Genomic DNA, 13,242 nt, shown 5'->3' with positions numbered 1-13,242 from the left:
TTATAAGGGGAATGAGTATAACGAAACCAAAATAGGTAAATGTTGATGGGATCGAGGGTTTATCCCGATCGACGCCGCCGTTTTGCGTCAGGGATCGGAAAAGCGTAAACATCCATCGAAACCGACATACCCCGGCCATATAGTGGGGCGTGTGTGATAAAGCTGGCCGGTATAAAAAGCCGCATTTGTTTGCTGTCCGGGTTACAGGTAGACTGCACCCCTTTTGAATTCGGAGTGAATGACCATGAGCGAAACGGCAAGCTGGCAACCCAGCGCTCCTGTCGCCAATTTGTTAAAACGTGCCGCGATCATGGCCGAGATCCGGCGTTTCTTTAGCGACCGTGGGGTGCTGGAAGTGGAAACCCCGGCCATGAGTCAGGCTACGGTGACCGACATCCATCTGGTTCCTTTTAAGACTGAGTTTGTCGGGCCGGGCGCGGCCGGGGGTATGCCGCTCTACCTGATGACCAGCCCGGAATACCATATGAAGCGCCTGCTGGCAGCCGGCAGCGGCCCGATTTTCCAGCTCTGCCGCAGCTTCCGCAATGAGGAGTCCGGCCGCCATCACAACCCGGAATTCACCATGCTGGAGTGGTACCGCCCGCACTATGATATGTACCGCCTGATGAACGAGGTGGATGACCTGCTGCAACAGGTGCTGGACTGCAACAGCGCCGAGTCGCTCTCTTATCAGCAGGCATTTACCCGCCACCTGGAGGTGGACCCGCTGTCAGCGGACAAGGCCCAGCTGCGTGAGGCGGCGAAAAAGCTCGACCTGAGCAACATCGCGGACACCGAAGAGGATCGCGATACCCTGCTGCAAATGCTGTTTGCCTTCGGGGTAGAGCCGCATATCGGGCTGGATCGCCCGACGTTTATTTACCACTTCCCCGCCAGCCAGGCCGCACTGGCCGAGATCAGCACGGAAGATCACCGGGTCGCTGAGCGGTTTGAGGTCTATTACAAAGGCATGGAACTGGCGAACGGTTTCCGTGAACTCACTGACAGCAATGAGCAGCGCCAGCGTTTCGAACAGGACAACCGCCGCCGCGCGGCACGTGGCCTGCCGGTTCATCCGGTTGATAACCACTTGCTGGATGCCCTGACGCACGGGATGCCGGAGTGTGCCGGTGTCGCGCTGGGGGTGGATCGCCTGATTATGCTGGCATTGGGTGCTGAGCGCCTGAGCGAAGTGATTGCGTTCTCCGTGGATCGCGCCTGATACACAGGCTGTTAACGCAATAAAAAGGGGCTGAAAATTCAGCCCCTTTTTTATGGTCAGCGGGAAGGTCAGAGATCGCCGGTGGAGCGTTGCTGGCGGCTGACCGAGCTGACGGTGGTGTTCCCTTGCATGCTGCGGTGCAACGTATCTGTACGCACCTGGAAAGGCGGGAAGGGCAGGGTAATCCCATGCTCCCGGAAGGAGGCCAGAATCAGCTGGTGGATCTCATGGCGCAGCGGCATACGGTGGGCCATCTCCCCGGCATGCATGCGCATTTCAAAGAGCTGGATGCCCTGCTGAATATCGACCAGGTAAACCTCCGGCTCCGGGTTGTCCAGCACCAGGCTGCACCGGCGTGCAGCGCTGAGCAGCAGGTTGGTCACCTCTTCAGTGTTCACCTCCGCCGGAGCCGGCACCGTCAGTACCACACGGGTCACGGAATCAGAGAGCGACCAGTTAATGAATTGCTCGGTGATAAACGCCTTGTTCGGCACGATGATCTCTTTGCGATCCCAATCTGAAATGGTGGTGGCGCGGGTATTGATCTTGGTGACGCTGCCGGTCAGGTTGCGGATCGTCACGGTATCGCCGATGCGGATCGGCTTCTCAAACAGGATGATCAGGCCGGAGATAAAGTTGGCGAAAATCTCCTGCAAACCAAAGCCCAGCCCCACACCCAGCGCGGCCACCAGCCACTGCAATTTCGACCATTCGATGCCCAGCATGGAGAAGCCGGTCAGGCCACCGAAAAACAGCAGCACATATTTGGTGATGGTCAGAATGGCGTAACCGGTGCCGGGCGTGAGGTCCAGATGCTGAAGCAGAGCCAGCTCGAGCAGCGCGGGCAGGTTACGTACCAGTTGGGTGGTAATGATCAGCACCAGAATAGCGATCAACACCGATCCCAGCGTGATCGGGTGAACGTTCTCCACCCCTTTCACCGTTTCGGTCACATCCCACAGGTGGATGTTTTCCAGGAAACTGAATGCGGAGTGGATCTCAGACCAGAGCACGATCACCGAGATCAAGGCCACCAGCGTCAGCAGGGATCGCACCAGCCGCAGCGACTGGGCGCTGATCGCATCCAGATCTACCACCGGCTCGTCGATCTCAATCGTGCCTTCGCTGCTGTTGGTGTGGGCCGCTTCCTCTTCACCCCGCGCCCGCTGTGCCAGAATGTCTGCCCGCCGTTGCTTCGCCCGGTCAAAGGCGATGCGGCGGCGCTGGATCAACATGCCGCGGCGCACAATATGGTACACCACCAGCAGCAGGAACCAGATGGCCGCTGACGTCTCCAGCCGGGCCAGCAGGGCCTGTGACGTCGCCAGATAGCCAACCGCAGAGGCCAGTGCCGCAATCAGCGGGGCGGAGAGGAAGAACCACCACAGCGCTTTGTTGCAGAGGTTGTCACCCGATCCCTCTTTGTTCAGGTAGAGCGGAATGCCGGCACGGCTGAGGCTGTGGGTCACAATACTCAGCGCCACACAGACCAGAATGAAACAGAGCCGCCCCAGCGTGGTGGCAAACTCGCGGTCATTCAGGTTATCGAAAGTGATCAGCATCATGATCAACGGCACGATAAACCAGATAGAGAGCGTGTAGTAGCGCATAGCGCGTGACACACTTTTTTGCGGCCAGCCAAAGTGGGTAATGAACAGCCCGCGGGGGTGGGCGAAAGAGGCGCAGATCATAAAGGCCCACAGGAGCGGCAGCGTAGCGGTCACGCCGTCCCCCACTGCGACCGCCATCGGGTACGGCCAGGCGTTGCGCAGGCCATACCCCAGGGCGGCCCACAGCACCGGCAACGGCAGCGCCACCAGAATTGACCAGAACACGGTACGCAGGGTCAGGCGGAACTGATCCTGTGTGACCTTGCCGACCCGGCTATGGGCGCGCTCCATAAACGCCGCATAATGGCGGCGGGAACTGATGCTGATGATCACCAGAATCAGCGCCCCGAAGATAGGCATCAGCGTTTCGCGGCTGGTGACCATCATCAGCGAGGCGCCGCTGAGCTGTGTCAGCGTATCAAGGGATAATAAACGGGTCAGGTCACGCGCCACCTGCACCGGGTAGGCAAAGCCTACCGGGCTGACATCCGCCACCCAGAACAGGTAACGGTGCGCGGCATCTTTAATCTCGTTGAGCGCATCCACCAACTGGCTGTTGGCCACTTTCAGCTTGGTCAGCTCCAGAATCAGGGTGTCACAGCCGGAGAGCAGGGAGTTGAGCAGATCGCGCTGGGTACGCAGTTGCGCATCCAGAATACGTTGCTGCGACGCTGACAAGGCGCTGCCGTCATCTTGTTTGGCCTGGCGCAGCTGCGCCTGCCTGTCCAGCAGCTCCTCATAATGCAGGCGCTGCACCCGCAACTGGGCCATGTCACGGTCAAGCTGTTGCGGCTTCGGCATCTCCGGCAGCCGTGCCACCTGCGCCCGCAGCGTTTCACCCAATACGTTGGATGAGCCAAGCCACTGTGCCTGCTCTTTGATGGTGGTGAGGGCCTGGCGGACCTGAAGGGTCTGGGCCGCAGCCTGACGCTGTTGGGAGGAGATAAGATCCATCCGTTGCGCCTGCGCATTCAGCGCCATGGAGAGCTCACGGTTGCTCTGCAACTGGGTGCTGATCACCTTCGGCAGATCGCCGCTCTGTTCCGCCAGCAACTCCGTGCGCTCCAGCGCCTGTTCCGCCTCGCGCTGGCGCTGGCTGTTAAGGGTGTTACGCAGCCCCTGTAGCTGTACGTCCAGCCGGTCATGCCGATGTTTATACAACTCTGAACGGATACGTGACAGCTCCTGCCGGTTATTGGCGGACAACTGCGCCAGTTCCAGCTCATCGACTTTCGCCTTACGTGCCGTGGCTTCCGCCTGTAACGCATAAAGCTGCGCCTGCGCCAGGGGGGTGTCCGGCGCGCTCTGGGTCTGCAACTGGGTATCGATGTCACTCAGCACACGCCTGGCTTCGGACTGCTGCTGCGGGATCTGGCTCAGGGAGTCACTGATATCGCGTGAAGTATCCTGTTCTTGTTGCAACTGGCGGCTCTGATCCAGCAACTGGCTGCTGACCTGCAAAATCTGCTGTTCGAGGTCGGCCGCCGGCAGGTTCTGGTTAACGTCCAGCGGCCGCTCACTCTCCTGCGCCAATTGCTGGCGCAGGGTCTGGGTCAGGTGGGGGAAATCATCGATGGTTTTCTGATACTGCGCGGCGCGGTCAGCGGAAACCCGGGCTTCGCTGAGCCAGTTAAGGGCGCTTTGCAGCGCCTGGACAATCTCCGCCTGATTCGGTGCGCCCTTATTGGCCTCAGCCTGTTTCAGCTCTTGTTCAAGCTGCCCCTGGTCAGGGGGGGATGCCGCATACAGCGGCAGGGAAAAGAGCAGACTGATCAGCAGGGCAGCGAGGAAACGCACGGGAAATTCCTTTGGTAAAAACGGTTACGGCGCCGGGGAGGGAAGAATTTCGGCAAACGGCGCGCCCATACGGGTCACACTGCCGTTGGCCAATTGCGGCTCCAGGCGCACTTTTCCGGCCGGGAAGAGGTTAATCACCGTCGACCCCAATGCGAAGTGCCCCATCTCCTGGCCTTTCTCCAGCGTGACCGCGCCTTCAATCCCGGCTGGTGCATAAGTCCAGCGCTGGATGATGCCCGGGCGTGGCGGGTTGATGGTGCCGGCCCAAACGGTGGAAATGCTGCCGACAATGGTTGCGCCCACCAGAATCTGCGCCATCGGCCCGAATTCGGTGTCAAACACGCAGATAACACGCTCATTACGCGCAAACAGGTTCGGCACATTGGCCGCTGTCAGCGGGTTTACCGAGAAGAGATCGCCCGGTACGTAAATCATTTCACGCAGGGTGCCGTCGCACGGCATATGCACGCGGTGGTAGTCACGCGGGGCCAGGTAGGTGGTGGCGAACAGCCCGTCATGGAACTCCGCCGCCAGCATATAGTTACCGGCCAGCAGGGCTTCCAGGCTGTAATAGTGGCCTTTGGCCTGGAAAATCTGGCCGTTGTCGATCGGGCCAAGCTGGCTTACCACGCCGTCCGCCGGCAGGCAAACCTGTTGCGGCAAGGCGACGACCGGACGCGCGCCGTCACGCAGCGGGCGTATAAAGAATTCATTGAATGAGCGGTAAGCAGAAATATGCGGCTGTTGCGCTTCCTGCATATTCACTTTGTAGTGGCGCACAAACAGATTAATCACCAGCTGTGTCAGCGCGCCGGCCTGTTTATTCGCTCCCCAGCCAGCCAGGCGGGTAAGCCACTGTTTGGGAAGAAGGTACTGTAATTTGATTTTGATACTGTCCAGCACAGATGCCTCTCAATAGGATGTGACATGCCTCGGGATAAGGGGCGCGCATTGTAGCGGCGCAGGGCATGGTGTTCAATATTTGTCTGGTCTCCAGACGTGAAGCGCCGCCGCCTCACGGCAGCGGCACAGAGTCTGTTCCTTCAGACAGGGCGCGAAAGAATGCGTTTCAGAGTTCGTCGGCGCTTTTGCGGACTTTGACGTCAGCCATACTTTCCAGAATACGGTGATAGTTTTCGAAGCGCACTTTGGCAATCTCGCCCCGGTCAACCGCCGCCCGGATGGCACAACCAGGGTCAGTGCCATGTTTGCAGTCACGGAATTTACAGCCACCCAGGTATTCGCGGAACTCGATGAAGCCCTGTGTGACCTGCTCCGGTGACAGATGCCACAGGCCGAATTCACGCACGCCCGGCGAGTCAATCACATCACCGCCATATTGGAAATGGTACAGGCGTGACGCGGTGGTGGTATGTTGCCCAAGTCCTGAGACATCGGAAACGGCATTTACCTGAATTTGCTTTTCCTCCTGCGGCAGCAGGGCATTCAGCAGGCTCGATTTACCCACGCCGGACTGGCCGGCAAAAATACTGATGCGATCCGTCAGCGCCTGTTTGAACGCTTCCATGCCTTCGCCGGTCTGGCTGGAGACATTCAGCACCCGGTAGCCGATATGGTGGTAGATGCTCATCGCCTCATCCACGGCGCGGCGGCCTGCGTCGTCCAGCAGGTCGATCTTGTTTAAGACAATCAGCGGCTCGATTTCTACCGTTTCACAGGCCACCAGATAGCGGTCAATGATATTCAGCGACAACTCCGGCAGGATGGCCGAGACAATGGCAATCTGGTTGATGTTCGCGGCAATCGGTTTTACGCCGTCATAAAAATCGGGGCGGGTCAGCACAGATTCGCGCTCATGCACCGCCTCAACGATGCCCTTGGCACTGGTGTTTTCCTCTTTGCCCGCGCGCCATACCACCCGGTCGCCGGTAACCAGTGACTTGATAGTACGCCGGATGTTGCAGCGGTGCTGGCTGCCGTCGGCGGCTTCAACATCTGCATGCATGCCGAAACGGCTGATCACGATCCCTTCCTGCGGATCGCCATGCAGGGAATCATCCAGCTCCTTGCGGTTGTCTGTTTTCAGACGCCGCTGGTGGTTGGCGGATACACGACGTTGTTGACCTTTAGACAGTTTGTTCTTACTCACTGCGCCTCACTTAAACCGGCTTTTATCGCTCGTTGCGACCAAAAAGATTATGATACACGCTATTTTATATTAATTAACCGTTCACCGTATGGCTGGTGAATGACTCCCCGTGAAAAAAGCGCGATGCCAGGCAGAATGGCCATATGGCCGGCTCTGTTGGCCCGGCGCAGGTGCAGGAAAGACTATGACTGAAAATGAAAACCACCTGATCTGGATCGATCTGGAAATGACCGGGCTGGACCCGGAGCGCGATCGCATCATTGAGATCGCCACGCTGGTCACGGATGCCAACCTCAATATTCTGGCAGAAGGGCCGGTGATGGCGGTACACCAGAGCGATGCCCAGCTGGCGCTGATGGACGACTGGAATACCCGCACCCACGGCGCAAGCGGCCTGACGGAGCGGGTCAAACAGAGCGCGTTTGATGAGCGGGCGGCCGAGCTGGAAACGATTAAATTTCTGCAACAGTGGGTACCGGCCGGCAAGTCACCCATCTGCGGCAACAGTGTCGCGCAGGATCGCCGCTTCCTGTTCAACTACATGCCGGAACTGGAAGCCTATTTCCATTACCGCTATCTGGATGTCAGTACCCTGAAGGAGCTGGCGCGGCGCTGGAAGCCGGAAATCCTGGCCGGTTTCCAGAAAAAGAATACCCACCAGGCGCTGGATGATATCCGCGAATCGGTGGCTGAACTGGCTTACTATCGCGAGCATTTTATTCAGTTATAATTTTTTTCACTGCCGGAAAGGCGGTATTGGTGGTTTAGTATACTGCGACTGCTGCATAATTCACCGCTCTGATGATTTATGCAGCAGTCGAACAAAAAAAATGATTTTTTGATTCCAGGGGCTTGCAGCAAAAAGGAATTCTCGTATAATGCGCACCCCGTACCGATGAAGAATTTCGTTAGTATGCAGAGCGGGAATAGCTCAGTTGGTAGAGCACGACCTTGCCAAGGTCGGGGTCGCGAGTTCGAGTCTCGTTTCCCGCTCCAATTTCATCGTCTGATTTCAGGGTGATGAAATAGGCAGTAAATGATGTAGCAGTAGATAGCAAAGCAGTAAAATGCAAGGCTGTAAAAAGTAACGCAGTAAACGTCATACCCATGCGACGCGGGAATAGCTCAGTTGGTAGAGCACGACCTTGCCAAGGTCGGGGTCGCGAGTTCGAGTCTCGTTTCCCGCTCCAAATTTTACTTACCGGCATCGACGGTAAGCGCACGATGTACCTCCTATGCGGGAATAGCTCAGTTGGTAGAGCACGACCTTGCCAAGGTCGGGGTCGCGAGTTCGAGTCTCGTTTCCCGCTCCAAATTTTTCTCCCTGTTTTTTCTGTCACCCAGCCGGGTGGGTTTTTCTATCCCTTATCCGTTTTAATCCAAAATTTGTTTTAAACAGAGTTATCCACAATTTTCGCACTTTTTTTGACCAGATTATTTTTTGTCCACATTAAATAAAATAAAAATAATTGCTTGATATATCTGGTTAATTTTATTGTATGAAAACGTTATACCGATCACTTGATGTTTTTTTCCCACTTGATTGGCAAGCTGTTTTTGTTTTTATGCACAACCAGTGGATAAGTGAAACGGTGGATAACTCTTGGGTTCATGCATCCCGCGGCAGCCCTTTTTCCACCGCGCGTACCAGCCGTTTCTGCTGAGGCAACTGGACGTCAATCTTCATCGCCTCTCGCTTCATCAACTGCTGATCAATAGCCCAGTGGATATGTTCATCCAGCATGGCGTCCTGGCCGAGCCGCTGTTGTAGCGCCAGCACAATCTCCGCCTGATAAGCCGCATTGCCCAATGCCACTGATACATTGCGCAGCCAGCGCACGTGCCCGATGCGGCGAATCGCCGATCCTTCCGTCACCCGCAAAAATTTTTCCTCATCCCAGGCAAACAGGGCCAGCAACTCCGGCGCATGCAGGGCCGCACGCGGGCTGAAATCCTCTTCGTCGGTCAGTTGGGAAAAGCGGTTCCATGGGCAGATAAGCTGGCAGTCATCACAGCCATAGATCCGGTTACCCATTAACGGCCGGAACTCTTCCGGGATCGTGCCTTCCAGTTCAATGGTCAGGTAAGAGATACAGCGCCGGGCATCCACCGTATAGGGCGCGACTATCGCGCCGGTGGGGCAGGTGGTCATGCAGGCGACACACTTTCCGCACTGCTCCTCTTGCGGGGAATCTACCGGCAGCGGCAGATCGATCAATAACTCGCCCAGAAAGAACCAGGAGCCGGCCTCGCGGTTAAGAATGAGTGAGTGTTTACCAACCCAGCCAATGCCGGCTTTGGCCGCCAGCGGGCGTTCCATGATCGGGGCGGAATCCACAAAGGGCCGGAAGCCTACCTCGCCACCACCCTGTTCCGTGCACCAGGCCTGGATCTGATCCCCAAGCTTTTTCAATCGCTGGCGAAGAAGCTTATGGTAATCACGCCCCAGCGCGTAACGGCTGACATAACCCAGTGACGGGTTTTTCAGGGTGCTGGCAAAAGCGGCTTTGGCAGGCAGGTAGTTCATCCGCACGCTGATCACCCGTAATGTGCCGGGCAGCAGCTCATGCGGCCGTGCGCGCAGCATGCCGTGACGCGCCATCCAGGCCATCTCACCGTGGTACTGTTTATCAAGCCACGCCTGCAATTTCGGCTCCTCCAGCGAGAGATCGGTGTCACAGATACCGACCTGCTGGAAGCCTAGCGATTGGCCCCATTGCTTGATATGTTGGGATAACTGATGGAGATCGAGAGGGAAAGTCATGGCAAACCAACGTGAGAAACAACACGCCACCAGTTTACCACACTCTGTGTTCACCGCAGACTGGGTTCGCGCTGCGGAAAGCCGCGCAGCTGAACAGACCGGTACCACCCTGTATGGCCTGATGGAGCGCGCCGGGCAGGCGGCCTTTACCCTGGCCTGCGAACAGTATCCCCAGAGCCGCCGTTGGCTGGTGCTGTGCGGGCACGGCAATAACGGCGGCGATGGCTATGTGGTGGCAAGACTGGCACGAACCGCGGGCTTGCAGGTGACCCTCATCGCCGTTCCGGGTGAGCGCCCACTGCCGCCGGAAGCGGCACAGGCGCGGGAGGCCTGGCTTGAGACGGGCGGGGAAATCTCTGCGCCCGAGAGCCTCTGGCCCACCGGGAGCGATCTGATTATTGACGGCCTGCTCGGTACCGGTCTCGCCTCCGCCCCGCGAGCGCCTTATGAGGCGCTGGTTGAGGCGGTAAACCGCCATCACGCCCCGGTATTGTCGCTGGATATTCCCTCCGGTTTGCTGGCAGAAACCGGCCAGGCACCGGGCAGCGTGGTGCGCGCCGCCCATACGCTGACGTTTATTGCCCTCAAGCCGGGCCTGCTGACCGGGCAGGCGCGTGATTGGGTCGGGCAGCTTCACCATTCTGCGCTAGGCTTATCGCAATGGCTGGAAAAACAACGGGTCACCCTCGAACGGCTGGATGCAGAGAGCCTGACCCGCTGGCTCCAGCCACGCCGCCCCTGTTCCCATAAAGGTGAGCACGGCCGCCTGCTGGTGGTCGGGGGCGACCATGGTTTTGCCGGGGCAATCCGGATGGCGGCTGAATCCGCATTACGCAGCGGCGCAGGCTTGGTGCGGGTACTTACTCACAAAGAGAATATCGCGCCGTTGCTGACCGCCCGGCCGGAACTGATGGTGCAGGAATTGAATGATAAATCACTGGCCGACGGCGAAGCCTGGGCCGATGTGCTGGTGATTGGGCCGGGCCTGGGGCAGTCAGAATGGAGTAAAAACGCGCTGGCGGCCCTGAGGAAAAGTGCCAAACCGGCGTTATGGGATGCCGATGCACTAAACCTGCTGGCAATCACCCCGGATAAGCGTCAGAATCGCGTCCTCACGCCGCATCCGGGCGAGGCGGCCCGCTTGTTGGGCTGTCGCGTCAAAGAGGTTGAGAGTGATCGCTTACTCTCAGCCCGGAAGCTGACGGAGTGCTATGGCGGCGTGGTGGTATTGAAAGGTGCGGGAACGGTAATCGCTGATGAGTCAGGCGAACTGGCTATCGCTGATGTCGGTAATGCCGGCATGGCCTCAGGTGGGATGGGCGACATTCTTTCCGGGATTATTGGTGGGCTGCTGGCCCAGAAACTGACCCCGTTTGATGCTGCCTGTGCCGGTTGTGTGGTACATGGCCATTCGGCCGATCTGATCGCCTGCCGCCAGGGCACCCGCGGGCTGCTGGCGACCGACTTACTGCCGGTTATCGCGCAAAGTGTTAATCCAGAGTTGAAATAAACGATATAACTTAATGAAAGAACTTATTTTATCTCTGCCGGATGAGGCAGCCACTGTGGGGCTGGGTGCGCAATTAGCTCACGCCTGCACGCGTTCCAGTGTGATCTATCTGTTTGGTGATCTGGGTGCCGGAAAAACCACCTTCAGCCGCGGCTTTCTTCAGGCGCTGGGGCACCAGGGTAATGTCAAAAGCCCAACCTATACGCTGGTCGAGCCTTACATGCTGTCGCCGCTGGCCGTGTATCACTTTGATCTCTATCGGCTGGCCGATCCGGAAGAACTTGAATTCATGGGCATCCGTGACTATTTCTCTCAGGATGCGATTTGCCTGGTCGAGTGGCCGCAGCAGGGCGCCGGTGTGCTGCCGGAACCGGATATCGAGCTGACACTGGCCTACACGGAAAACGGACGGCAAGCCACACTGCATGCGGTTTCTGAGTATGGCAGCCGGCTGGTGCAACATGTTGCTGAAAAGCAGGGATAACCAGCAATGATGCAGGGAATCAGCCGGGTAATCCGGCGGACATTATCGTTTAACCCCTCGGCCCGGATGCGGCGCGTCGCCGGTCTGTTTCTGGCTGTGGTGAGCCTGTCGGGGTCGCTTCAGGCCTGGGCCGCCAATCTGAAAGATATTCAGGTCACCAACGGCGCGCAGCAATCCACGGTAACACTGAGCTTTGACGGAAAGCCGGTTTACGCCTTTTTCCCGTTGCATAACCCCGAGCGGGTGGTGATTGACGTAAACCAGAGTGGGGTGATCTCCGGTTTGCCGCTGGAGTTCAGCGGGCAGAATCTGGTGAAACGCATCCGCACCAGCACGCCAAAAGATGCCCAAAGCATCCGGCTGGTGCTGGAGCTGACCGGCAAAACCCGGACCCGCACCACAACGCAACAGAACGGCGCCCTCTCCAGCGTGGTCTTTACGCTGAGCGGGCAGGGCAGCAGCGCCATCAGCCGCAGCGTGCCTGCGGCACCGGTACGCAGCAAACCGCCGGCAAACAACCCGTTTGACAACGATAAGGTCACCGCGGTGACCAGCAGCACGACCTCGACCCGCACCGCTACCCCAACCACCGCGTCCGATCGCATCGTGGTGGCGATTGACGCCGGTCACGGCGGGCAGGACCCGGGTGCCATCGGCCCCAGCGGGCTGAAAGAAAAAAATGTCACTATCGCCATTGCGCGTAAATTGCGGGAAAAGCTGAGCCGTGACCCGATGTTCAGGCCGGTTCTGACACGCGATGGTGACTATTTTATCTCGGTGATGGGGCGTTCAGACGTCGCGCGTAAACAGGGGGCCAGTATGCTGGTCTCTATCCATGCCGATGCCGCGCCCAACCGCAGTGCCTCAGGCGCGTCCGTCTGGGTGCTCTCTAACCGCCGCGCCAACAGTGAAATGGCAAACTGGCTGGAGCAGCATGAGAAGCAGTCCGAATTACTGGGCGGAGCAGGGGATCTGCTGGCCAATAATGCGGATGACCCTTACCTCAGCCAGGCGGTGCTGGATCTGCAATTCGGCCACTCGCAGCGCGTGGGCTACGATGTGGCGGTGAAAGTGCTGCGCGAGCTGCAACATGTCGGCTCACTGCACAAGCGCCGCCCGGAACATGCCAGCCTGGGCGTATTGCGCTCGCCGGATATTCCGTCACTGCTGGTGGAAACCGGCTTTATCAGTAACCGGACCGAGGAGCGGCTGCTGGGCAGCAGCGCGTACCAGGATAAGATAGCCCAGGCGATTTATAGCGGCCTGCGCACTTATTTCCTGGCGCATCCGTACCAGACCGGCCCAAAGGTTGAAAACCGGCCGCTAAGTGCGTCAGCGGCCGGCAGCGAAAGCACAGCGGAGCCGGTGGTTCACGGCACCAGCAGCAAGAAAGGCAAGGTGCACGTGGTCAAACGGGGGGAGACGCTCTCCGGCATTGCCCAGGCCTATGGCCTCTCCGCCGGCGCGCTGAGCCAGTATAATCACCTGAAGAAGCCGGGAGTCTGGACAGGGCAGCGTCTGAAGATCCCGGCCGGCTCAGGAAATGTTGCCGCAGCCGCGCCCTCGCGCCCGGCACGGCATAAGGTGGTGCGCGGGGATACGCTGTCCGCGATTGCCGCGCATTATGGCGTCAGTATGAACGACATCAAGCGTGCTAACCGCCTGAAGTCCGGTGACGTGCAGCTTGGCCAGACACTGATCATTCCCTGATCACCCGTCTCTCTACGGCGTAATTCTTCTTATCA

9 protein-coding genes and 3 tRNA genes are annotated in these 13,242 nt (G+C 58.4%); 8 read left to right on the top strand and 4 right to left on the bottom strand.

The window, feature by feature from the left end; genetic code table 11:
- The first annotated feature begins 244 nt into the window (after positions 1 to 244).
- Positions 245 to 1,222, top strand: a complete 978-nt coding sequence (epmA, locus tag CYR55_RS12445; RefSeq protein ID WP_101816465.1) for an elongation factor P--(R)-beta-lysine ligase — start codon at positions 245 to 247, stop codon at positions 1,220 to 1,222.
- Positions 1,223 to 1,290: 68 nt separating this feature from the next.
- Here the strand turns inward: epmA and mscM are convergent, their stop codons facing one another.
- From mscM to rsgA, 3 genes are all read right to left on the bottom strand, one after another.
- Positions 1,291 to 4,629, bottom strand: coding sequence for a miniconductance mechanosensitive channel MscM (mscM, locus tag CYR55_RS12440; protein ID WP_101816441.1), 3,339 nt, complete (start codon positions 4,627 to 4,629; stop codon positions 1,291 to 1,293).
- A gap of 24 nt (positions 4,630 to 4,653) precedes the next feature.
- Positions 4,654 to 5,532: an archaetidylserine decarboxylase gene (gene asd / locus CYR55_RS12435; protein ID WP_101816440.1), complete on the bottom strand. Its 879-nt coding sequence runs from the start codon at positions 5,530 to 5,532 to the stop codon at positions 4,654 to 4,656.
- Positions 5,533 to 5,698: 166 nt separating this feature from the next.
- Entirely contained in the window at positions 5,699 to 6,739 is a 1,041-nt protein-coding gene (rsgA, locus tag CYR55_RS12430) for a small ribosomal subunit biogenesis GTPase RsgA (protein ID WP_101816439.1), read from the bottom strand.
- A 184-nt stretch (positions 6,740 to 6,923) separates the two neighbouring features.
- Here rsgA and orn point away from each other — a divergent pair, with 184 nt between their 5' ends.
- The 4 genes from orn to CYR55_RS12410 all read left to right on the top strand — a co-directional run bounded on the left by orn (position 6,924) and on the right by CYR55_RS12410 (position 8,052).
- Entirely contained in the window at positions 6,924 to 7,469 is a 546-nt protein-coding gene (orn, locus tag CYR55_RS12425; RefSeq protein ID WP_101816438.1) for an oligoribonuclease, read from the top strand.
- Between the two features lie 190 nt (positions 7,470 to 7,659).
- Positions 7,660 to 7,735: transfer RNA gene (locus tag CYR55_RS12420), tRNA-Gly, on the top strand.
- Between the two features lie 118 nt (positions 7,736 to 7,853).
- Positions 7,854 to 7,929: transfer RNA gene (locus CYR55_RS12415), tRNA-Gly, on the top strand.
- Positions 7,930 to 7,976: 47 nt separating this feature from the next.
- Positions 7,977 to 8,052 (top strand) — tRNA-Gly (locus CYR55_RS12410).
- 296 nt (positions 8,053 to 8,348) lie between these two features.
- On the opposite strand, the gene queG is transcribed toward CYR55_RS12410, so the two are convergent.
- Positions 8,349 to 9,503 (bottom strand): tRNA epoxyqueuosine(34) reductase QueG, encoded by a 1,155-nt coding sequence (gene queG, locus CYR55_RS12405; protein WP_101816437.1) that lies wholly within the window; start codon positions 9,501 to 9,503, stop codon positions 8,349 to 8,351.
- Between queG and nnr the strand changes: the two genes are divergently transcribed.
- The 3 genes from nnr (at position 9,502) to amiB (ending at position 13,207) form a co-directional block, all read left to right on the top strand.
- Positions 9,502 to 11,013 (top strand): bifunctional ADP-dependent NAD(P)H-hydrate dehydratase/NAD(P)H-hydrate epimerase, encoded by a 1,512-nt coding sequence (gene nnr, locus CYR55_RS12400; protein ID WP_101816436.1) that lies wholly within the window; start codon positions 9,502 to 9,504, stop codon positions 11,011 to 11,013. The genes queG and nnr overlap by 2 nt on opposite strands.
- Before the next feature lie 13 nt (positions 11,014 to 11,026).
- Complete coding sequence (tsaE, locus tag CYR55_RS12395; RefSeq protein ID WP_101816435.1) at positions 11,027 to 11,497, top strand: tRNA (adenosine(37)-N6)-threonylcarbamoyltransferase complex ATPase subunit type 1 TsaE; 471 nt, start codon at positions 11,027 to 11,029, stop codon at positions 11,495 to 11,497.
- A gap of 66 nt (positions 11,498 to 11,563) precedes the next feature.
- Positions 11,564 to 13,207 carry an N-acetylmuramoyl-L-alanine amidase AmiB gene (amiB, locus tag CYR55_RS12390; protein WP_241522144.1) on the top strand — a complete coding sequence of 548 codons (1,644 nt, stop codon included), beginning with the start codon at positions 11,564 to 11,566 and terminating at the stop codon, positions 13,205 to 13,207.
- Positions 13,208 to 13,242 lie beyond the last annotated feature (35 nt).

Source organism: Chimaeribacter californicus (genome assembly GCF_002858675.1).
Classification (GTDB): domain Bacteria; phylum Pseudomonadota; class Gammaproteobacteria; order Enterobacterales; family Enterobacteriaceae; genus Chimaeribacter; species Chimaeribacter californicus.
This window is presented reverse-complemented; position numbering and strand designations above follow the sequence as displayed.